The sequence below is a fragment of the Pseudomonas medicaginis genome, assembly GCF_965119365.1.
GTDB lineage: Bacteria > Pseudomonadota > Gammaproteobacteria > Pseudomonadales > Pseudomonadaceae > Aquipseudomonas.
The window spans coordinates 5,952,907-5,973,616 of sequence record NZ_OZ221631.1 but is presented as its reverse complement, the minus strand read 5'-3'; the positions used below and the strand labels follow the sequence as shown (position 1 = coordinate 5,973,616).

The window sequence follows — 20,710 nt, the reverse complement described above, 5'->3', positions numbered from 1 at the left end:
GGTGCCACAGAAACCTACAAAAACATCTCCCGACTCAACCCATGCCGCTGCATCTTTTCGTTGAAGGTACGGCGTGGCAGTTGCAGTGCCTCGAGCACGGCTTTCACATCGCCTTTGTGCCGCGTCAGGGCGGCGCGCAGGCATTGGGCTTCGAAGGCTTCCTGCTGGGCCGCGAGGGACTGGCCCGGCTCTGTCTCCAGGGCGGGCAGTTGATCCAGCCCCAACACCTGGCGTTCGGCGACGTTGGCCAGTTCACGCACGTTGCCCGGCCAATCGTGGCTGAGCAGGTGGCTCAACTGCGGGCCGCTCAGGGGCGCGGCGGGGCGGCCCAGGCGTTCGGCGGCGTTGTGGGTGAAGTGTTCAAACAGCAGGGGAATGTCCTCGCGTCGTTCTCGCAGCGGCGGCAGGCGCAGTTCAGCGATGTTCAGGCGATAGGCCAGGTCTTCGCGAAACCGCCCGGCCCGGGCTTCGTCCAGCAGGTCAGGCTTGGTGGCGGCGATGATGCGCAGGTCCACCCGGATGCTCTGGTTGGAACCCAGGCGCTCAAGCTTCTGTTCCTGCAACACCCGCAGCAATTTGACCTGCTGGGCCAGGGGCATGCTTTCGATTTCGTCGAGAAACAGCGTGCCGCCGTCGGCGTATTCGAGCTTGCCGATGCGCTTGCCCTGGGCGCCGGTGAAGGCGCCGCTTTCATGGCCGAACAGCTCGGCCTCGAACAACGGTTCGGGAATGGCCGCGCAGTTCAACGCGACAAAGGGTTTGCTCGCCCTCGGGCCGAAGTCGTGCAGGCAGCGGGCGACCAGTTCCTTGCCGCTGCCGGTTTCGCCGCGGATCAACACGTTGACCGGCAGTGCCGCCAGGTCCAGCACTTGGCGCCGCAGGTTTTGCAGCGCCCGGGAAACCCCCAGCAGCGTGCCATCAAGGCGGGCGCGGGCGTCGGCCTGTTCATGCAGGCGACGGTTTTCCAGGACCAGGGTGCGCTTGTCCAGGGCACGGTGAAGGCTGCCGAGCAGGGCTTCGGGGCTGAAGGGCTTCTCGAGGAAGTCGTAGGCACCGTCGCGCATGGCCTCCACGGCCATGGGCACGTCACCGTGGCCGGTCAGCAGAATCACCGGCAGGTCCGGGTCGCGGCGGCGTACTTCGGCCAGCAACTCCAGGCCGCTGAGGCCGGGCATGCGCACATCGCTGAGGATCACACCGGGGAAATGCTCCGGCAACCGGGCCAGGCATTCGTCGGCACGGCTGAACAGTTGCACCTGGAACCCCGACAGGGTCAACCATTGCTCGACGGCACTGCGGATGCTGCCTTCGTCATCCACGACCATGACTGAATCAAGCATGCCGTTGAGCCTCCTGATCGATGGGCAAGGTCACGCAGAATACCGCGCCATGCTCATGGTTGTCCGCCGTCAGCCGCCCACCGGATTCATGGATGATTGCGAACGAAACCGCCAACCCGAGGCCCAGGCCATCGCCCACGGCCTTGGTGGTGAAGAACGGGTCGAACACCTGGGCCAGGTGTTCTTCGGCGATCCCGTTGCCGCTGTCGCTGACAGTCAGGCGCCACAACTGGTCATCGGCCTCCAGGCGCACTTCCAGGCGCTTGAGAGGTTGGCCGGCCATGGCGTCGAGGGCGTTGCGCAGCAGGTTGATCAACACCTGTTCGAGGCGGATCGCATCGCCGCGCACCCACGCCGGGCGGGTCAGCTGCAACACGGTACTGACCTGCTCGTCCCGCAGGCGCGTCTCCAGCAGTTGCAGGGCCTGGTCCACCACCGCCGCCAGGTCCAGGCGCTCGCGCAGGCCACTGGGGCTTTTGCGGGCAAATGTCTTCAGGTGGCCGGTGAGGGCGGCCATGCGGGTCAGCATGTCATCCACCGGCTTGAGGGCCTTGTAGGCGTCATCGACCCGGCCGTGATCCAGCAGCAGGCGCAGGGTTGCCAATTGCATGCGCTGGGCGGTCAAGGGTTGGTTGATTTCATGGGCCAGGGCCGCCGACATCTGCCCCAACGCCGCCAGCTTGGCCGATTGCACCAGCCCGTCCTGGGCCGTGCGCAGATCCCGGGTACGTTCTTCGACCAACCGTTCAAGCTCTTCGCGGCTGCGCTGGCGCAGTTTTGCCAGGCGCCAGCGCTGGTTGAGAAACAGCAGCAGGAACACCAGCGCCAGCCACGACCCGGCGGCGGCGAGCCCGGCGTTGCGCAAGTCTTCGAAGGCGATCTGTGGGCGACGCAGCAAGTGCAGGGTCCAGCCCTCGGTGGTCAACGGCAAGGATTCCCACAGGTAATCCGCCGAGCCATCAGGGGCCTCGACCCGGGCCAGATAGCTGTTGTCATCGAAACGTCGCAGCGGTTCATGGTTCAGGGGTTGCAACGGTTGCTTGTCGTATTGGCGGGTGGCCTTGAGTTCGGCGCGGTCGCTGTCGGTCAGCGGCTGCAAGTGGCGATAACGCCAGCCCGGGCGATTGGCGATAAAGAGGATGCCACGGGCATCGCTGACCAGCAGGGTGTCGCTGCCCTGGCGCCATTCGCGCTCCAGTTCCGGAAACTCCAGCTTCACCACCATCGCGCCGAGGAACTCGCCGTTGTCGTCGGTCACGGCGCTGGAGAGGAAATACCCCGGGATGCCGCTGGTCACGCCCACCGCATAAAATCGCCCGGTGCCCTGGGTGCGGGTCTGGAGGAAATAGGGACGAAAACCATAGTTGTGCCCGACGTAGCTGCTGGGCAGGCGCCAGTTACTGGCCGCGACGGCCAGGCCGTTGTGGTCGAGCAGTTCCAGCGTGGAGGACTGGGCGGCGCCATTGATCTGTTCGAGCTTGCGATTCAACGCATCCTGCTGGGCCGTACTGACCGGCCCCTTGAGGGCCGAGCGCAATTCCGGGTCCAGCGCCAGCACGGCGGGCAGGGAGCGGTAGCGTTCGATCAAGGTGTGCAACGAATTGGCGTACAGGGCCAATTGCTGGCTGGCACGGCTGGCGTCTTCCTCCAAGGCCTCGCGTTCGGCGTGGCGCACGGCGAGGGTGGCGGCAACGGCTGCGCCGGCGAGGATCAGCAGGGTGTACAGCGACAGGCGCAAGGTGCGGGTGGTCGGCAGCATGCTGGCGTAAACCAGTGGAAAGTCGGGCGGGCACGATAGCATGGCGGTTGCTTCGAGCGAGCATGTACTTGAGCCGGCCCATGACCGGTGTGGGAGCGAGCTTGCTCGCGATGGCGGTGGATCATTCGGCATCGATGTTGACTGACAAGCCGCAATCGCGAGCAAGCTCGCTCCCACAGGGGATAGCGGTGAATTGAGTATTGTGGTCACTTGGCTCCCACAGGGTTCAACATAAAAAAGGCCGGTGGGGTTGTTGCCCACCGGCCTTTTCTATAACGCCACAGTGCGTGTTACTGCACTTCTACCGCCAGGCTGTCGCTGATCTTCTTCTGCCAGATGGCCGGGCCGGTGATGTGCACCGACTCGCCTTGGCTATCGACCGCAACGGTCACCGGCATGTCCTTGACCTCGAACTCGTAGATCGCTTCCATCCCCAGTTCGGCGAACGCCAGGACCTTGGATTTCTTGATCGCCTGGGCCACCAGGTAAGCGGCACCGCCGACGGCCATCAGGTAGACGGCTTTGTTGTCCTTGATCGCTTCGATAGCGGTCGGGCCGCGCTCGGATTTGCCGATCATGCCCAACAGGCCGGTCTGCTCGAGGATCTGGCGGGTGAACTTGTCCATCCGCGTGGCGGTGGTCGGGCCGGCTGGGCCCACCACTTCGTCGCCGACCGGGTCGACCGGGCCGACGTAGTAGATGAAGCGGCCCTTGAGGTCCACCGGCAAGGTTTCACCCTTGTTCAGCATCTCGACCATGCGCTTGTGCGCCGCGTCGCGACCGGTGAGCATCTTGCCGTTGAGCAGCACGGTTTCGCCCGGTTTCCAGCTCTGCACGTCTTCCGGGGTCAGGGTGTCGAGGTTGACGCGACGGGCCGACGGGCCGGCCTCCCAGACGATTTCCGGGTAGGCGTCCAACGGTGGCGCTTCCAGCGACGCCGGGCCAGTGCCGTCCAGCACGAAGTGAGCGTGGCGGGTGGCGGCGCAGTTGGGGATCATGCACACCGGCAGGGAGGCAGCGTGGGTCGGGTAGTCCATGATCTTCACGTCGAGCACGGTGGTCAGGCCACCCAGGCCCTGGGCGCCGATGCCCAGTTGGTTGACCTTCTCGAACAGCTCCAGGCGCATCTCTTCGATACGGTTCTGCGGGCCGCGGGCCTTGAGCTCGTGGATGTCGATGGATTCCATCAAGACTTCCTTGGCCATGACCGCGGCTTTCTCGGCGGTGCCGCCGATGCCGATGCCCAGCATGCCCGGTGGGCACCAGCCGGCGCCCATGGTCGGAACGGTTTTCAGCACCCAGTCGACGATGGAGTCGGACGGGTTGAGCATGGCCATCTTCGACTTGTTCTCGGAGCCGCCGCCCTTGGCCGCCACGTCCACTTCCACGGTGTTGCCCGGGACGATGGAGTAGTGGATCACCGCCGGGGTGTTGTCCTTGGTGTTTTTGCGGGCGCCTGCCGGGTCAGCGAGGATGGAGGCACGCAGGACGTTTTCCGGCAGGTTGTAGGCGCGACGCACGCCCTCGTTGATCATGTCGTCCAGGCTCATGGTCGCGCCATCCCAACGCACGTCCATGCCCACGCGCACGAACACGGTCACGATGCCGGTGTCCTGGCAGATCGGCCGATGGCCGGTGGCGCACATGCGCGAATTGATCAGGATCTGCGCCATGGAGTCACGGGCCGCCGGCGATTCTTCGCGCAGGTAGGCTTCGTGCATCGCCTGGATGAAATCCACGGGGTGGTAGTAGGAAATGAACTGCAGGGCGTCGGCAACGCTCTGTATCAGGTCATCTTGCTTGATCACGGTCATGAGTCGCGCTCCTCTCTAAAGACGGGAACATTCAATAAGGTGCCGGCCGCTTGGGTGCATCGGTCGACGGGCGGCACCTCTACAAGGCACGCCGGGCATGCTGGCGCGACGCTAAAAAGACGCGGCAGTATATCGCAGGCAGGCACCCTGTGTGTGCAAGCTCCACCTGTTATGAGGGGATTATCTGTGGCGAGGGGATTTATCCCCGCTGGGCTGCGAAGCGGCCCCAAAATGACTGAAGGCGAACAACCTGATACACCGAGGTGACTGACTTTCAGGGCTGCTTCGCAGCCCAGCGGGGATAAATCCCCTCGCCACAGGGGGTCAGCCCACCTCGAACAACTGCGTCAATCTAGGCCATTGCTTTGACGCCATTTTTCTGCTCCAGAATTGAATGGTCATTTGTCCTACACGCCACTAAAGTGGCGTCTGGCCTGTAGCGTAGGACGCCTCCTGTCAGTTTCCTTTCCCATGGTGAGTCAACGATTGACCCATAACGCCATTCAACGTCTTTTGCTGAAACGCTTCGCTTTGGCGGCCGCGACGTACGCGCTGGCACTGGTTTTGTTGTGGCTGGCATTTTTCAGTGGGCATTACCTGGACTCGTTGCGCGGTGTCATCATCGGCAGCGTGTTGGTCGTGTTGTGCCAGGCCGGGCTGTTCGCGCTGTTTATCACCGACCGCAACCTGCGCTTCGCCGACCCCAGCCTCACCGAAGTCCAGGTGTTGATCGGCCTGGGCTGGCAGACCTGGATGATGGCGCACCTGGACCAGGCCCGGGGCGTGTTCCTGGTGTTCTATGTGCTGATCCTGCTGTTCGGGCTGTTCCACCTGTCACGCCGGGCCTTTGTGCGCTGCGCGTCGCTGGTGTTCATCAGCTTCACCGCGATTACCCTCTGGGACGGTTATTTCTTCAGGCTTCCCGATCCCACGCTGGCCGGGCTACAGGTGGCGGTGCTGTTTCTGGTGCTGGTGTGGCTGGTGTTTTACGCCCGCTACGTCCAGACCTCTCGTCAGCGCATGCGCCAGCGGCGATTTGCCTTGCAGGCCCACCAGGACACCTTGCGCGGGATGATGCGTCAGCTCGAAGACCTGGTGGCCACCGATGAGCTGACCGGGCTGTTCAATCGCCGGCATTTCCTGCGCCTGGCCTCCCGCGAGCTCAACACCCTCAGGCCCGGCGTCGCCCATGGCCTGGCCCTGATCGACCTCGACCATTTCAAGCGCATCAACGACCTGCACGGCCACGCCGCCGGTGACCAGGTGCTCCAGGCATTTGCCGCGGTCGCCACCGCGTGCCTGCGCGAGGGCGATGTGCTGGCCCGTTATGGCGGCGAGGAATTCGTCATGCTGCTGCCCGCTTGCGACCCCCAGCGCCTGACGGCCTGTTGCGAGCGGCTGCGGCTGGCATTCACCGAAGTCGAGCTGATCGGCTTGCAGGTTGGCGCCCTCAGCCTGTCGGCGGGCATGACGATGCTGGACATGGGCGATGACCTGGACAACGCGTTGCAGCGGGCCGACCAGGCCCTGTACCGTGCCAAGCGAGACGGCCGCAATCGTTGCGCCGCCGCTTGGGAGAACGTCGATGCCTGAACTGACAGTCGCCGGTCGGCAATGGACGGTGGCGGCGGGCAGTAACCTGCTGGACGCCTTGAACGGCGCCGGCGTGCCGGTGCCCTACAGTTGCCGCGCCGGTAGCTGCCACGCCTGCCTGGTGCAGTGTGTGGGCGGTGATGTGCGCGACAGTCGTCCCGACGCCTTGAACCCGGTGCAACGCGACCAGGGTTGGCGGCTGGCCTGCCAATGCCAGGTGGTCGAGGATGTGCGGATCCACACCTTCGACCCGCAACGCGACGGCCAGGGCGCCCAAGTGATGGCGGTGGATTGGCTGGGCGCTGAGGTGCTGCGGTTGCGCATCACCCCCGAGCGACCGTTGCGGTATCGCGCCGGGCAGCACCTGGTGCTCTGGGCCGGTGAGGTGGCCCGGCCGTATTCCCTGGCGAGCCTGCCCGAAGAAGACCGTTTCCTGGAGTTCCACCTCGATTGCCGCGAGCCCGGCCAGTTCGTCGAGGCGGCCCGGCAGATGAAGGCCGGTGACCCGATCCGCTTGGGCGAACTGCGTGGCGGAGCCTTGCACTACGACCCCGACTGGCACGCCAGGCCGCTGTGGCTGCTCGCCGCCGGCACCGGCCTGGCGCCGTTGTTCGGCTTGCTGCGCGAAGCCTTGCGCCAGCATCACCAAGGCGCGATTCGTCTTATTCACGTGGCCCATGACGCGGCCGGGCATTACCTGGCCAAACCCTTGGCAGCGCTGGCGGCCAAGCATCAAAACCTCTCGGTGGAGCTGCTGACCGCGGCCGAGGCGCCGTCCGCCTTGGCGCAACTGCGGCTTGTTTCCCGGCAAACCCAGGCCTTACTCTGCGGCCATCCCGACCGGGTCGAGGCCTTTGCCAAACGTTTGTACCTGGCCGGCTTGCCGCGCAATCAACTGCTGGCCGACGTCTTCCTGCCCCGTGGTTGAGCGCTGAGTTCCAGACGCGAGACCGACCATGACCGAAACCTTGTTGCTCGACCGTGCACACGGCCTGCTGACCGTGCGCTTGAACCGCCCGGACAAGAAAAACGCCCTGACCCGGGCCATGTACAGTCAATTGGCCCAAGCCCTGGCGATGGCCGATACCGACCCGCAGATTCGCGCAGTGCTGCTCACCGGCTCCAGCGACTGCTTCACCGCCGGCAACGACATCATCGACTTCCTCGAACAACCACCGAACGACCTCGATAACCCGGTGTTCCAGTTCATGCTCAGCCTGCTCGATTGCCGCAAACCGGTGATTGCCGCCGTGGCCGGGTCGGCGGTGGGCATCGGCACCACGTTGCTGCTGCATTGCGACCTGGTCTACGTCAGCCGGGACGCGCGGCTGCGCATGCCGTTCGTCAACCTGGGGCTGTGCCCGGAGTTTGGCTCCAGCCTGATCCTGCCGCGACTGCTGGGCCAGGCCAGGGCCGCGCAATTGTTGCTGTTGGGCGAGGGCTTCAGCGGTGAACAAGCGGTCGCCTGGGGCATTGCCACCGAAGCGCTGGACAGTGGCGAGGCGGCATTGGCCAAGGCCCGGGAAGTGGCGTTGCGCTTCGAATCGCTGCCGCCCGACGCGGTGCACATCAGCAAGCAACTGATGAGGGCGCCGGACCGGGAACTGTTGCGCCAAGTGATTGAAGAAGAGGGCAAGTTGTTTACCCAACGCCTGCGCTCGCCCGAGGCGGTAGCGGCGTTGTCGGGGGTTATCAACAGGCATTGAATTCTGTAGCGCCTGGCCTGGCGCCATCGCGAGCAAGCTCGCTCCCACAGTAGCTCTGTGGTGTTCATGAAACCCCTGTGGGAGCGAGCTTGCTCGCGATGGCGCCAGACCAGACCGCACAGGCTTCAAGGCAAAAACCAAAAAGCCCCGCCATTCACAGGGCAGGGCTTTTGTTTTTCAGCGCTCGGTCACTCAGACCATCGGGTCGCCAACGTGCAGGATTTTCATCCCGTTGGTGCCGCCGATGGTGTGGTAGCTGTCGCCCTTGGTCAGGATGACCCAGTCACCGGTCTGCACCACGCCGCGCTTGACCAGTTCATCCACCGCCGCCTGGCTGACTTCGCCCGGTTGCAGGGCGGCCGGGTCGAACGGCACGGTGTAGACGCCACGGAACATGGACGCCCGGGCCTGGGTTTCGCGGTGCGGGGAGAACGCGTAGATCGGCACCGAGGAGCGGATGCGCGACATGATCAGCGGCGTGTAGCCACTTTCGGTCAGGGCGATGATCGCCTTCACGCCCGGGAAGTGGTTGGCGGTGTACATCGTCGCCAGGGCGATGCTCTCGTCGCAGCGCTCGAAGGTCTTGCCGATGCGGTGGCTGGAGGTTTTGCTGGTCGGGTGCTTTTCAGCGCCGATGCAAATACGCGCCATGGCTTGCACCGCTTCGAGCGGGTAGAGGCCCGCGGCGCTTTCGGCCGAGAGCATCACGGCGTCGGTGTAGTCCAGCACGGCGTTGGCTACGTCGGACACTTCGGCGCGGGTCGGCATCGGGTTCTGGATCATCGACTCCATCATCTGGGTCGCGACGATCACCGCTTTGTTGTGGCGGCGTGCGTGCAGAATGATCTTCTTCTGGATGCCCACCAGCTCGGCGTCGCCGATTTCCACGCCCAGGTCGCCGCGGGCCACCATCACGGCGTCGGACGCCTTGATCAGGCCGTCGAGGGTTTCGTCGTCGGCCACGGCTTCGGCGCGTTCGATCTTGGCCACCAGCCAGGCGGTGCCGCCGGCTTCGTCGCGCAGTTGACGGGCGTACTCCATATCAGCCGCGTCACGGGGAAAGGACACGGCCAGGTAGTCGACTTCCATTTCCGCGGCCAGCTTGATGTCGGCCTTGTCTTTCTCGGTCAGGGCCGGGGCGGTCAGGCCACCACCGCGACGGTTGATGCCTTTGTGGTCCGACAGCGGGCCGCCGATGGTCACGATGCAGTTCAGTTCGGTGGCGGTGGCGGTCTCGACGCGCATCACCACGCGACCGTCGTCGAGCAGCAGCTCGTCGCCCACGCCGCAATCCTTGACCAGGTCCGGGTAGTCGATGCCCACCACCTGCTGGTTGCCTTCGGTCAGCGGATGGCTGGTGGAGAAGGTGAAGGTGTCACCGATCTTCAGCTCGATGCGCTTGTTGGCGAATTTGGCGATGCGGATCTTCGGGCCTTGCAGGTCACCCAGCAGGGCCACGAAGCGGCCGTGCTTGGCGGCGAGGTCGCGCACCAGCTTGGCACGAGCCTTGTGCTCGTCGGGGGTGCCGTGGGAAAAGTTCAGGCGGGCGACGTCCAGGCCAGCCAGAATCAGCTGTTCGAGAACTTCCGGCGAGTTACTGGCCGGGCCAAGGGTAGCGACGATTTTGGTGCGACGGACGGACATGCAAGACTCCTCAAGTTCAAGCGCCAGCGAAGGCTACTATGCTCTTTGGGTGTAGTCATTGTTCATGTGCACTACTTTTTCGTTTGTTTTTCGAAATGAACATTCCTGAAAATATTCACGCTTCCCAGAGGTTCACAATTCCCCTGTGGCGAGGGGATTTATCCCCGCTGGGCTGCGAAGCAGCCCAAAAGCTGCCACTGCGGTGTGCCAGGTTAATGGGCTTCAGGCTTTTTGGGGGCCGCTTCGCGCCCCAACGGGGATAAATCCCCTCGCCACATAGCGCGAGCCCGGCTCCATTTTCAGGTTGAAGATTTTCCCTTCCGGGTCGATACAGAGCTCAAGACAGGAGAACCTCCCATGCGATTCGTGCTTTTTGTTGCCCTGGCCCTGAGCGTCACGGGCTGCACCCGTTGGTCGATGAACCACCACATGAACCTGGCCTACAAGGCCTATGACCGTGGCAATTGCGAGCAGGTCATGCTCGAACTGTCCAAGGTCGACCGGGCCAGTCGCGCCCGCCGCTACATGCAGCCGGAAGTCTCGATGTTGCGAGGGCAGTGCCTGGAGCGGCAAAAGCTGTTTATCGATGCAGCGCAGACCTACCAGTTCATCATCACCCAATACCCAAACAGCGAATACGCTTTCCGCGCCCGCGCCCGGCTCGAAACCCTGCAGAGCCTGGGCCATTACCCGACCCGCAGCGCCTCGGCGATCCGCCCGGCTTCTTGAGCGGCTTCCCGTGGCCAGGCGCAGTCCTGGCCACGCTCCTCTGCCCGTCGTGTTTATGAAAGTTAATACATGGGACTGGTTGTCACCCCACCTTGGGCTATATTTGTACAAGTCCGTAGTAAGCGCTAGCGTTCTACTTTATAGAAGCACCTGAGACCGGCAGAAGTAGGTATAAGGCGGTTGATAGCGTCTGGCACCGGGATTGGGGAGAGCGGGCTCGTTTGGGTTCGTTCCGAAGTGATCGGTAGGCCCGGTATGTGGCCGCTAAGAAAGCGATACAAGACATGTACAAGCAACGCCGCATCGAACGGCATCAGTTGCCGTATTTCCTCAAAGTGTTTAACGGTATCAACGACAGGCCTATCGGCTTCTTGGGCAATGTTTCCGAGAATGGCCTGATGTTGATCAGCCATCTGCCCTTGATGGTGGGTGCGGACTTTGAACTGCACCTGAAAATCCCTTCCGATGAGGGACCGCAGCAGAACATCAAGTTGAAAGCCAATTGCCTGTGGTGCCGTGAAGACGTGACGCCGATGCATTTCGACGCCGGTTTCAGCCTGAAATGGGCACCGCCCGAATACGGGCAACTGATCAGTTCGTTGCGGCAATATTTCAGTTTTTATTCGTTGCCGGAATCGGCCTGAGCCCTGGTCACTTTTGTTGGCGCAAGACTTTGTGGGAGCGAGCTTGCTCGCGAAGGCGGCAGCACATTCAGCATTGATGCAAGCTGACCCACCGCTATCGCGAGCAAGCTCGCTTCCACAGGTTTCTCATACGCCTCTTCAGCGCTGAACCTTCGCCTCGTTATCCAGCATCTTCTCCAGCAACAACACCCCCATCTCGCCCATCTGGTGAATCGCCAGGGCCAGGTTGCGCGGGGCGCCTTCCAGGTCTTCCGATAAATCCAAGATCAGTGTGCTCACCGAACAGAAGGTTTCGTAGGTGTGCGCGAGCATGCCTTCGGGGTCGGCGTCGGGGGCGACGATGAAGTAATCCGGTTGTTTGGCAGGCTTCTTGTCAGGTTGACCGTGGTTGGGCTTGAGGTAGTAGTCGAGGGCTCTTTGGGCTGCTTCGTCGAGCTTTTCGGGGTCGAGGGTTTCGTGGGGGGATAGTGGATCGGTGTGTGGGGGGGTGGGTGTAGCCTTGAACATAGTGATTTCCCTTAAGTAATGCCTTGACCGCTCCGCGACTAAACGAAGGGTGGCGGCTGTACGCAGGTTAGTCGACCGGGGAAATGCACCAAAACCGGCGCGCCGAAGCGCCCTGCGCACAGTCACCATCAAGAGCAGGGATAGGGATACCCGACTGATGGAAACGCAATGCATCTTGGTGACATACCCCGGGCGACTAAACCCGATCGCTGGATATCAGCGACGCGGATCAAGTTACGGGGCAAGGCCAAGGCGCACAAGCCGGCGGATTCTGGCGGATCTGTAGGCCGTTGCGCAAGGCGCTGTAGTCAGCCGGAGTTTTGCTGGCCCGCCGTAGGACCTATGCCGTCCCGGCCTTTTTCCAGGCCAGGTATTGGGTCACCAGGTCCGCACCCAATTCACTAGGACGCGAATCCAGGGCCGGGACGCCGTGGGCAGCCAACTGCTTGTGCAGTTCGGCCCGGGCGTTCAAATAGTCCACCGTTGCGCAGTAGGCCAAGGCCTCGGGCAAGGTTTGCACCGGTGCCTGGCGCAACCGGTCGAGGGCCTCTTCCCTCAGGCTGGCCACCAGTACCCGATGCTGCTGGCCCAACCGTTTGACGGCGGCGAGCAGATCCGCGTCGTCTTCATCCCGCAGGTTGGTCACCAGCACCACCAGGGCCCGGCGTTTTTGCCGGGCCAACAACTGGGTGACGGCTGCCTGGTAATCGGCGGGGCGTTGGCTGCTGTCCAGGTCATACACAGTGTTGAGCAGGACGTTGAGCTGGCCGGTGCCTTTGACCGGTGCCAGGTAACGGGTCTGATCACTGGCGAAGGTGTTCAGGCCCACGGCATCGCCCTGGCGCAGCGCGGTGTAGCTGAGCAGCAGGCAGGCGTTGAGGGCGTGGTCGAAGTGCGACAGCTCGCCGCCCTGGCTGCGCATGCGCCGGCCGCAGTCGAGCATGAAGATGATCTGCTGGTCGCGCTCGTCTTCATATTCCCGGGCAATCGGCGTGCGATGGCGGGCGGTGGCTTTCCAGTCGATCTGGCGCAGGCTGTCGCCTTCGCGGAATTCCCGCAGTTGGTGGAATTCCTGCCCCTGGCCGCGACGTTGACGCTGGCGGATGCCGAGTTGGCTGAGCCAGTTGTCCACCGCCAGCAGTTGACCGTCGTAGAGCCGGGCGAAGTCCGGGTAGACGCGGGTGTGGTCGACGGCGTCCAGCAGACGTTTGTCGGTCCACAGGCCCAGCGGGCTCGGCAGGTTGGTTTCACATTGCATGAAGGCGAAGTGACCGCGCTTGAGCGGGCGCACGCGATAGCCAATCTGGCTGTGCTGGCCGGGTTGAAGCGCGACGGACAGGGGCAGGTTTTCGAAGTCCAGGCCCTGGGGGATATGGTCGAACATCTCGATGCCCAAGGGTTGGGCGAAATCATGCTCGATGGTCAGGCGTACTTCGCTCCAGCGCCCGAGCGCCAGGCTTCCCGGCATCTGCCGTTGCACCCGCGGCGAGGGCAGGCGCCGGACGCGCACCGCGTCGAGCAGCGCCAGGGCCAGCAGGGCCAGCAGCAGGCCCCAGTTGATCGACAGCAACGTCGCAGGCACCGCTACGCCGAGTGCCCGCAGTGCACCCAGCACAATGCCAAGGGCCAACAGCGCCGCGAGCCAGATCAAGAGCAGGCGCGAGGGTTTCATGGGTGCATTCCCCTTGAGGACATGCCGAGCGCACTTTTGTGGCGAGGGGATTTATCCCCGCTGGGGCGCGCAGCGGCCCCTTGCAGTGTGTCAGACAAAACCAGGGGGCCGCTGCGCAGCCCAACTGGGATAAATCCCCTCGCCACAATGAGTCTCTTCATCACGAAGTGCGTATTCACAACCGTGGCGCCGGCACTTGATCGAGCAGTTGTCCCAGCACCTGGTCCACCGAGAGCCCTTCGATGTCCAGCTCCGGTGCCAGGCGCACGCGATGGCGCAGCACCGCCAGGGCACAGCCCTTGATGTCGTCCGGCACCACGAACTCGCCGCCGCGTAACAACGCTCGGGCCCGGGCGCACCGCACCAGGGCGATCGAGGCACGCGGCCCGGCGCCGAGGGTCAAGCCCGGCCAACTGCGGGTGGTGCGGGCCAGGCGCACGGCGTAGTCGAGCACCTGGTCGTCCATCGGCAGGTCGCTGGCGATGCGTTGCAACGCTTGCACGTCCTTGGCCTGCAAAACCATGCGCAGTGGCTGCACGTCGAGCATGTCGGCGCGGGTCGAGCGGCTGACCTGGCGCACCATGTCCAGCTCCTGGTCGGCGTCGGGGTAGTCCATGCGTACCTTGAGCATGAACCGGTCGAGCTCGGCTTCCGGCAGCGGGTAGGTGCCTTCCTGTTCGATGGGGTTCTGGGTGGCGAGCACCATGAACGGCTGGCTGATGGGCAGGGCGCGGCCTTCGAGGGTGACCTGGCGTTCCTGCATGGCTTCGAGCAGCGCGGCCTGGGTCTTGGCCGGTGCGCGGTTGATCTCGTCGGCCAGCAACAGGTTGGTGAACACCGGGCCCTTGCGCAGCTTGAACTGCTCGGTCTGCAAGTCATACACCGCGTGCCCGGTGACGTCGCTGGGCATCAGGTCGGGGGTGAACTGGATGCGCGCGAACTCACCGTTGAAGCAGCGGGCCAGGGCTCGCACCAGCAGGGTCTTGCCCAGCCCTGGAACGCCCTCGAGCAGGACGTGGCCGCCGGCGATCAGTGCCGTGAGCACATCGTCGATCACCGCGCCCTGGCCGACCACCGCCTTGTGCAGCTCGGTGCGGATGGCCTGGGCCAACTGACTGGCACGCTGGCGCTGTTGGGTGGCGTGGGCCTGGCCGTCGGTAGGTTCGTTCTGTTCAGTCGTCAATTCTTACGTTCTCCTAACGGTTAAATCCTGTTTCTCGTGATCTAACTCTTCCATCCTTCAGTGCTCGGGTGGTGACAACTGAGTCGCCGGCACACCTTAGCCCATTTGGAAATGCAGGTTTGGAAAGATCAACCCGGCGAAGCGTGCGGGCAAACCCGCTCCCACCGTTCGGGATCTGGGGGTACTGCTGATCACGATCCCCGCTTCGATCAAGCGGCCCAGTTCTTCTGTTGCAAGCCGATCCTTCAAGCCTGTGAACACCTTGAACTCCGCCCGCGGCATCGCCCCTTGGGTGAGAAGCGCCAGCACGGCAGCAGCGCTGGTGGGCCGGATGCCGGCACGGCGAAGGTCAGGATCCGTCGAGAACACATGTACGACCTGCTCGCGCAGCTTGGCCGGGTTCAGCGAGTTCGTCATGTACTCGATCTGGTCGTGGCAAACATCGAGCATGAACTCGATGAAGTTGAAGTAGTGACGCTGTGAAAGTTGGCCGCGCCCGTCATGGTCACCTTCACGAGGACGATCAGCCGAGGCCAGAAAGCGATAGTACTCATCTTGCCTGCGAGCCAGGCCTCGAGACAGTGACCAAAGGAAAGGTCTTAGCCCCAGGTGAACCAGTTGCAGGTGGGTGAGCATCCGAATCACTCGGCCATTGCCGTCAAGGAAGGGGTGAACAAGCGCCACTCGGTGATGGCCTGCCAGGGCCGCGATCAATTGGCGTCGCGGATCCCTGATTCGTCCGTAGTGCAACTGCAGATGCTCAAGCATGGGCAATACAACAGCCGCGGCTGGAGCGACATGCGCGCCAACCTGGACCTGTTCGTTCTCTTCGGCCCGCAGCCTGCCGGGCTCCATCATGCGACCATCACCCAGGGTCAATTCCTGCTTGGAGGCGTCCTTGAACAGTCGACGATGGATGGCCGCGATCAACTTGGGATCGAACACGGCAGAGAAACTGTCCGTTGGCCGCATGCGAAGCAGTCGTTCCATCACCTCCTGCTGCGTCATGTGTTGCACGGCAAGCTCTTTGAGCTCTTTTCTTTCCCGTTTCGGTGTCGTGAGAGCAACCTGGAGGTCGGCGATCTCGGTTCGATGCCCTTCGATCAGGTTCGAGTAATAGGTATTGGTGATACGCAACAGGCCCGCCAGTTGCTTGGATGTCTCATCGGCCAGCCGTCCGGCAAGAAATTCGGCCTTGCGTGGCAATTGATCCGCAGCCTGAATGATCGAGTCGGGCAGACTTTCTGGCAGTACGGGATCAAGGTACGTTTTCGAGGTGATCATCGTTTTGCTTCCAGCGACCATGAACGGTTATTTTTTGGGTAGTTCCTGCGGAAATTTATGCGGAAAATAAAACGACCTATAAAGCCTGTAATTACTGGGTTTGGCGATACTGTAAGGTAGATGATTTTTGTTGTTTTTGCGGATTTTTCTGCGGAAAAATCTATAAGGCATTCCTAAGGGTTTGCAAATGGGCGACCTGGCGGCAGAACTCGGCGCGGGACAGGCGTTGTGTCGGCCGTGGGCTCAAGGCCTGGCTGATGGCGCGTGTGGGTTGCCGGGTCAGGCGGGCGAGGACCTGCCATTGTTCGGCGACGGCCAGTTGTTCGAAGCCAGGGTGAAGATGGCGTGCCCGGCGCAGCACGTCGTGTTGCAAGGCGTGCAACAGGTGTTGCTGGCCATTGTGGCGCAGATGGAAACCGGCGCTGGCCTGCACATGCTCTTCCAACTGACGCCGCGCCTTGGAGGCCGGTTGTTGCAGTGGGCCATGGCGCACCGCGGAACGCCAGAACCACAGGGCAATCAAGGCCAGCAGCGCCACCAGTGCCTGAGGGAAATACCGCAGCAGCAGGGTCAGCAGGTTGTCGTGGTCGCTGTTGAACAGCAGCGTGACGTCCGTGTCGACGCTCAAATACCAGAGCAGCCAGGCGTTGTCGTACTGGGCGATGGCGTCGTTCTTCCACAGCTCTGCGTCGGTGAGCACGGTGATCGAGCCCAGGCCGAGGTTCAACTGCATCATGTGGGTCGACAACGCGCTGTTGGCCCAGGCCTGGGCCAGGTTATGCGGGTCTTCGAGGTGGAAGTCGGTGTCGAAGCCGATATACGCCGGCGCCTCTTCGTCTTCCAGGTAGAGCTTGGTCAGTTCCGGGTAATGGTCCTTGATCAATTCAGGGGCCGGTTCCTTGAGGTCCTTGCTCAAGAGTTGCCGCAGGCGTACGCGGTCGAGCAGCAGGTCGCCGCTGCTGCCGGTGCTGTCGTCCCACAAGGCTTCGGCCACAAAGAGCAGGCGCCCGCCGGCCCGGGTCCAGTTCATCAACTGTTCGACTTCCCTTGGCGTCATGTGGGTTCGCTCGCCCAGCAACAGCAGGCTGTGCTGGCGAGGCTCCAGGGTGGGCAGCACATCCAGGCTGTTGGCGTGCTCGACGTTGATTCCCTGCTGGCGCAGGAACTGTTCGGCGGCCAGGTACGGGTTGGCCTGGGCTTGCGGGGAAGGGCCATGCTCGACAACCTCTTCGTAGGGCACGGCCTTGGTGTAGAGATAGAAACCAAATGCGCACACCACGGCGGCGAGAACGGCGCCGATCAGCCACCCCGCGTGCCGGCTCATCGAGACGTTCCCGGGCCGAACAACCCGCGCCAGCCATCACACAGTTCCTGTTGCAGGTGAGACGGCGGTGGGCGATGGCCATAGGCAATGTTCTGCCAATGCAAGGTCAGGGCTTTGCTGAAACCCAGCAGGTTGTCCTGTTCGAGCTGTTCGACGCGTTGCAGCACCTGGCCCTCGGTGTCGGACGGTTTCAGGGGGATCTTGAAGTCATGATGCAACCGGCTGAGCAGCGCCCGGTACAGCAGGCCCAGGGCTTCGCGGGGGTGTGTGGCCCACAGTTGTTCGACGCTGGCGGCGACGTCGGCCGGCAGGCTTTCTTCACGAATATCCAGGCCGAACATGAGTGTCGGCGCTGCTCGTTCCACGGTCGGGCGTTGTGTCGGTCGGCGATTGACCAGGGCCTTGAGTCGTTCCCGGTAGTGCCAGGCCAGCCAGACGATCGCCCCCACCAGACAGGCCCACAGCGCCACCTGGATCAGCGCGGCGGCGATGTCGAAGCGTTGGCCGGCGAGCCATTTGAACAGGGCCTTGAGCCAGCCCGGTTTTGCCTCGGTCTCCTCGGCGGATTCGGCGGTTTCTTCGCCGAAACGGTAACGGGTGACGGTCTCGGGGTTCTTGAACGGCGGGGCGTCGAGGATCGCCTTGATGCCGTCCCGGGAGGCTTCGCTGGTGAGGGGCTGGTTGAGCAGCCGCGGGCTGTCGGGGCCGCTGTTGTCCTCGGCGGCAAACGCCGGGGGCGCCATTGGCAGCGCTGCCAGGGCCAGCAGCAACAATGCCGGGGCCACGCCGCTCAGGCGCTGGCGCAGGCGCCGGAACACCAGTTCGATGTCCCACGCTTCGAGGATCGTGCGCCGGTTCAGGTAGAGGCTGAAGCCGCAGGCGACATACACCGGCTCCCACAAGATCAGCAGCAGCGGGTAGAGGAAGTTGACCAGGTGTTCGAACCACAACCAGTCGTGCTCGGCCGCTGACACCAGCGTTTCCCAATCCCATTGCAGTTCGACTTGTTGCGGCACGAACAGGTAGAACAGGGCCATCAGGCCGAACCACAAGGCGGTTTCCAGGTGCACGCCGATGATGGTCAACCCTTGCGCCGCGCCGCGGTTGCGTTGCATCAATACCCGCAAGCGCTGCGTCCGCGCTTCACCGCTAAGCCCCTCGAGTTGCACCACCGGCATCAGGAAGCTGCGGCTCAGGCTCAGCCGGCGCCAGGTCAGGCTGGCCAGCAACTGGGGCTTGAGCAGCGCCGGCCATTGGCGCAGGGCCTGCTTCAAGGTGGGGGTTTGGCCAAACAGCGCCTTGGACAAGATGTACAGCGGCAGACGGTCAAAGGCCGGTTTCAACCACCAGAACAGCATCACCACCAGGGATGGTGAGTCCCATAGCAGCAGGGTCAGCAACAGGTACACCGGCAAGGTGATGATCGCCCAACTGGTCATCAGCAGGCGTCGATGCTGCTGGCTCATCAATATGCCAAGGTCCATGGCTTCCCAGGTGGTGCGTGGGCGGATGACGACGGTGACATCACTCAGGCGCATGGCGGGCCCGTCCGGCAAGCGACAGATAGCTGATCACCAACAGCCACAACAGGGCGCCCACGGTGTACTTGGTGGCGGGCGTCACCGCGCTGGAAGACCAGTAGGCCTCGATGAACGCGGCAATGAGCAGGAACAGCATCACGCCGCCGATCATCAGCACGCTTTTGCCCGCGGCAAGTCGCAAGGCCTCGCCCCGGGTCAGGCGTCCCGGGGCGATCAACGCCCAGCCCAGTTGCAGGCCCGCGGCGCCGGCCAGGGCAATGGCGGTGAGTTCGAAGGCACCGTGGCCAATCACGAACGACCAGAAGGTTGCGCCGGAACCGATCTGGGTCAGGTGCCCGGCCACCGCGCCAATGGTCAGGCCATTGAACAGCAGGAAGAACACGCTTCCCAGCCCAAACATCAAGCCACTGGCGAAGGTCTGAAAGGCAATGCCGATGTTGTGCATGATGTAGTAGCCGAACATGACCCAGTCTTCGCTGGCGGCCCGTTCGACCGAGCGCCCCAGATGCCCGGAGGCCGGGTCATACATGCTGCGGATCTGGCTGATTTCGTCGGCGCCCAGCACGCTGTAGACCAGTTCCGGAAACAGGTAGACCAGCAGCCCGATGCCGACCAGGCTGCCCAGGAACATCAGGCTGGCGGCCAGCACGAAACGCCATTGTTCGCGCACCAGACGAGGGAAACCGACCAGGACAAAGGCCGAGAGGCCGGCCGATGGTCGGCTGCGATCCCGGTAGAGTTGCTGGTGACCGCGCAGCGCCAATTGTTGCAGGGTGTCGACCAGCAAGCTGCTGTAGCCCCGGGCCTGGGCCAGTGCCAGGTGATGGCAAAGCCGTCGGTAGGCGGCGGGGAAGTCACCACTCTGGGGCACGACGCGGTTGCGCTCCAATTGATCGAGTTGCCGGGACAGCTGCTCCCATTCTTCTTGGTGGCGACTTTCGAACAGGCTTTGCTTCATGTCGCCCCCAACAGGCCGCGGGCGATGCCATTGAGTTCGGCGGTGGCGTTCGGCACCTGGACGTTCAGCGGCGCGGCCAGGATGGCGGCCAGTTCGTTGACCCGCGCCTGGGACAGTTCTGCCTGGCGTTCGGCGAAGCCCAGCACGGCGCGTTGCTCCTGCAGGCTCAGGGGGAAAGGCGGGCGTATAGGCGGGGCGATTGGCAATGCGGGGCGTTTGACCGGTTGTTCGCGATACACCACCAGCGTGCCGGCCGCGAGGTCGCCCAGGCGCTTGAACGCCGGATGCTGCAGGCAACAGATAGCCCCGAAGGTGTAGCCGAAGGGCAGCATGTCGACGAAGCGCAGGAGGTTGCGGATCAACGACGCCGACCAGCCGATGGGCCGCCCATCGTCCTGCACCACGCGCAGTCCCATGATCTGCTTGCCGGGAGAGCGCCCCTGGTTGAGTACCTCGAACAGCACCATGTACCACCAACTGACGACAAACAGCAGGATGGAGCCCAGACCGAGGCCCAGCTCGCCGAAAAACGCCAGGACCAGGAAAAAAACACCCAGGACCAGCCCGCGTATGCCCAGGTCGATGGCGAAGGCGATTGCACGAGGCATCAGCCCCGCCGGGCGCAGCGGCAGGTCGATGCCTTCCGGCGTTTCAACCTGGTAACGCGTGTCCAGGGGCGCGGGCAGCGACGCGTTCCTTTGCAGTGCTGGTGTCTCGAGCATGGGCAACCTGTGATGGGCCGATCCGAACATTCGATCTCGGCCCCGATGCTAGCAGTCTTCGTGCGGGCAAACGATAGAACTGTGCAGGTCATTTCATGGTTTGCAACAGGATTCGTGGGCCCCGCAGATCAACTGTGGGAGCGAGCTTGCTCGCGATGAGGCAGCCCATTCAACATGGATGCAAGCTGAACCACCGCTATCGCGAGCAAGCTCGCTCCCACATGGGGTGGGGGAACCCCGTGTTGGAATTCAAAAGTTACAGGACTGCTGGTCTCGGGCGGGTTCGAGCG

The 20,710-nt window shown here is 63.2% G+C and carries 17 protein-coding genes; 5 read left to right on the top strand and 12 right to left on the bottom strand.

Annotated elements, in window-relative coordinates; all coding sequences use genetic code 11:
- Nucleotides 1–14 precede the first annotated feature (14 nt).
- The 3 genes from ACMTA2_RS26270 to ACMTA2_RS26260 form a co-directional block, all read right to left on the bottom strand.
- A complete protein-coding gene (locus ACMTA2_RS26270; protein WP_413792411.1) occupies nt 15–1,340 on the bottom strand; it encodes a sigma-54-dependent transcriptional regulator in 1,326 nt (441 codons plus the stop codon).
- Nucleotides 1,333–3,099 carry a sensor histidine kinase gene (locus tag ACMTA2_RS26265; protein ID WP_413792410.1) on the bottom strand — a complete coding sequence of 589 codons (1,767 nt, stop codon included), beginning with the start codon at nt 3,097–3,099 and terminating at the stop codon, nt 1,333–1,335. Before ACMTA2_RS26265 ends, ACMTA2_RS26270 begins: the two co-directional genes overlap by 8 nt.
- A gap of 290 nt (nt 3,100–3,389) precedes the next feature.
- Nucleotides 3,390–4,913, bottom strand: coding sequence for a fumarate hydratase (locus ACMTA2_RS26260; protein ID WP_413792409.1), 1,524 nt, complete (start codon nt 4,911–4,913; stop codon nt 3,390–3,392).
- A 486-nt stretch (nt 4,914–5,399) separates the two neighbouring features.
- On the opposite strand from ACMTA2_RS26260, the gene ACMTA2_RS26255 reads away from it, so the two are divergent.
- The 3 genes from ACMTA2_RS26255 to ACMTA2_RS26245 are packed head-to-tail and all read left to right on the top strand — an operon-like array spanning nt 5,400 to nt 8,212.
- The gene (locus ACMTA2_RS26255) at nt 5,400–6,506 is read left to right on the top strand and encodes a GGDEF domain-containing protein (protein ID WP_413792408.1); all 1,107 of its coding nucleotides are present in this window, start codon (nt 5,400–5,402) and stop codon (nt 6,504–6,506) included.
- Complete coding sequence (locus tag ACMTA2_RS26250; protein WP_413792407.1) at nt 6,499–7,434, top strand: iron-sulfur-binding ferredoxin reductase; 936 nt, start codon at nt 6,499–6,501, stop codon at nt 7,432–7,434. Before ACMTA2_RS26255 ends, ACMTA2_RS26250 begins: the two co-directional genes overlap by 8 nt.
- Before the next feature lie 28 nt (nt 7,435–7,462).
- The gene (locus tag ACMTA2_RS26245) at nt 7,463–8,212 is read left to right on the top strand and encodes an enoyl-CoA hydratase-related protein (protein ID WP_413792406.1); all 750 of its coding nucleotides are present in this window, start codon (nt 7,463–7,465) and stop codon (nt 8,210–8,212) included.
- A 192-nt stretch (nt 8,213–8,404) separates the two neighbouring features.
- Here ACMTA2_RS26245 and pyk read toward each other — a convergent pair whose 3' ends face one another.
- The gene (pyk, locus tag ACMTA2_RS26240; RefSeq protein WP_413792405.1) at nt 8,405–9,856 is read right to left on the bottom strand and encodes a pyruvate kinase; all 1,452 of its coding nucleotides are present in this window, start codon (nt 9,854–9,856) and stop codon (nt 8,405–8,407) included.
- A gap of 357 nt (nt 9,857–10,213) precedes the next feature.
- Here pyk and ACMTA2_RS26235 point away from each other — a divergent pair, with 357 nt between their 5' ends.
- Together ACMTA2_RS26235 and ACMTA2_RS26230 are read left to right on the top strand one after the other, a co-directional pair.
- On the top strand, nt 10,214–10,585 hold the full coding sequence (locus ACMTA2_RS26235; protein WP_207964963.1) for a tetratricopeptide repeat protein: 372 nt from the start codon (nt 10,214–10,216) through the stop codon (nt 10,583–10,585).
- A gap of 284 nt (nt 10,586–10,869) precedes the next feature.
- Complete coding sequence (locus ACMTA2_RS26230; RefSeq protein ID WP_413792404.1) at nt 10,870–11,229, top strand: PilZ domain-containing protein; 360 nt, start codon at nt 10,870–10,872, stop codon at nt 11,227–11,229.
- A 138-nt stretch (nt 11,230–11,367) separates the two neighbouring features.
- Here ACMTA2_RS26230 and ACMTA2_RS26225 read toward each other — a convergent pair whose 3' ends face one another.
- From ACMTA2_RS26225 to ACMTA2_RS26190, 8 genes are all read right to left on the bottom strand, one after another.
- Nucleotides 11,368–11,736 (bottom strand): DUF6124 family protein, encoded by a 369-nt coding sequence (locus ACMTA2_RS26225; RefSeq protein WP_413792403.1) that lies wholly within the window; start codon nt 11,734–11,736, stop codon nt 11,368–11,370.
- 340 nt (nt 11,737–12,076) lie between these two features.
- Nucleotides 12,077–13,408, bottom strand: coding sequence for a DUF58 domain-containing protein (locus tag ACMTA2_RS26220; protein ID WP_413792402.1), 1,332 nt, complete (start codon nt 13,406–13,408; stop codon nt 12,077–12,079).
- Between the two features lie 175 nt (nt 13,409–13,583).
- Nucleotides 13,584–14,591 carry an AAA family ATPase gene (locus ACMTA2_RS26215; RefSeq protein ID WP_413792401.1) on the bottom strand — a complete coding sequence of 336 codons (1,008 nt, stop codon included), beginning with the start codon at nt 14,589–14,591 and terminating at the stop codon, nt 13,584–13,586.
- A 96-nt stretch (nt 14,592–14,687) separates the two neighbouring features.
- The gene (locus tag ACMTA2_RS26210; protein ID WP_413792400.1) at nt 14,688–15,875 is read right to left on the bottom strand and encodes a Fic family protein; all 1,188 of its coding nucleotides are present in this window, start codon (nt 15,873–15,875) and stop codon (nt 14,688–14,690) included.
- A gap of 160 nt (nt 15,876–16,035) precedes the next feature.
- Entirely contained in the window at nt 16,036–17,199 is a 1,164-nt protein-coding gene (locus tag ACMTA2_RS26205; protein WP_413792399.1) for a DUF4350 domain-containing protein, read from the bottom strand.
- The gene (locus tag ACMTA2_RS26200; protein ID WP_413792398.1) at nt 17,196–18,737 is read right to left on the bottom strand and encodes a DUF4129 domain-containing protein; all 1,542 of its coding nucleotides are present in this window, start codon (nt 18,735–18,737) and stop codon (nt 17,196–17,198) included. The genes ACMTA2_RS26205 and ACMTA2_RS26200 overlap by 4 nt, the downstream gene beginning before the upstream one ends.
- Nucleotides 18,724–19,698, bottom strand: coding sequence for a stage II sporulation protein M (locus tag ACMTA2_RS26195; protein WP_413792397.1), 975 nt, complete (start codon nt 19,696–19,698; stop codon nt 18,724–18,726). The genes ACMTA2_RS26200 and ACMTA2_RS26195 overlap by 14 nt, the downstream gene beginning before the upstream one ends.
- Complete coding sequence (locus ACMTA2_RS26190; RefSeq protein WP_413792396.1) at nt 19,695–20,420, bottom strand: RDD family protein; 726 nt, start codon at nt 20,418–20,420, stop codon at nt 19,695–19,697. The genes ACMTA2_RS26195 and ACMTA2_RS26190 overlap by 4 nt, the downstream gene beginning before the upstream one ends.
- Between the last annotated feature and the right edge of the window lie 290 nt (nt 20,421–20,710).

Coding starts and splice junctions, on each gene's coding strand:
- ACMTA2_RS26270 (WP_413792411.1), bottom strand. CDS start 1,340: ATGCTTGATTCAGTCATGGTCGTGGATGACGAAGGCAGCATCCGCAGT.
- ACMTA2_RS26265 (WP_413792410.1), bottom strand. CDS start 3,099: ATGCTGCCGACCACCCGCACCTTGCGCCTGTCGCTGTACACCCTGCTG.
- ACMTA2_RS26260 (WP_413792409.1), bottom strand. CDS start 4,913: ATGACCGTGATCAAGCAAGATGACCTGATACAGAGCGTTGCCGACGCC.
- ACMTA2_RS26250 (WP_413792407.1), top strand. CDS start 6,499: ATGCCTGAACTGACAGTCGCCGGTCGGCAATGGACGGTGGCGGCGGGC.
- ACMTA2_RS26245 (WP_413792406.1), top strand. CDS start 7,463: ATGACCGAAACCTTGTTGCTCGACCGTGCACACGGCCTGCTGACCGTG.
- pyk (WP_413792405.1), bottom strand. CDS start 9,856: ATGTCCGTCCGTCGCACCAAAATCGTCGCTACCCTTGGCCCGGCCAGT.
- ACMTA2_RS26235 (WP_207964963.1), top strand. CDS start 10,214: ATGCGATTCGTGCTTTTTGTTGCCCTGGCCCTGAGCGTCACGGGCTGC.
- ACMTA2_RS26230 (WP_413792404.1), top strand. CDS start 10,870: ATGTACAAGCAACGCCGCATCGAACGGCATCAGTTGCCGTATTTCCTC.
- ACMTA2_RS26225 (WP_413792403.1), bottom strand. CDS start 11,736: ATGTTCAAGGCTACACCCACCCCCCCACACACCGATCCACTATCCCCC.
- ACMTA2_RS26220 (WP_413792402.1), bottom strand. CDS start 13,408: ATGAAACCCTCGCGCCTGCTCTTGATCTGGCTCGCGGCGCTGTTGGCC.
- ACMTA2_RS26210 (WP_413792400.1), bottom strand. CDS start 15,875: ATGATCACCTCGAAAACGTACCTTGATCCCGTACTGCCAGAAAGTCTG.
- ACMTA2_RS26205 (WP_413792399.1), bottom strand. CDS start 17,199: ATGAGCCGGCACGCGGGGTGGCTGATCGGCGCCGTTCTCGCCGCCGTG.
- ACMTA2_RS26200 (WP_413792398.1), bottom strand. CDS start 18,737: ATGCGCCTGAGTGATGTCACCGTCGTCATCCGCCCACGCACCACCTGG.
- ACMTA2_RS26195 (WP_413792397.1), bottom strand. CDS start 19,698: ATGAAGCAAAGCCTGTTCGAAAGTCGCCACCAAGAAGAATGGGAGCAG.
- ACMTA2_RS26190 (WP_413792396.1), bottom strand. CDS start 20,420: ATGCTCGAGACACCAGCACTGCAAAGGAACGCGTCGCTGCCCGCGCCC.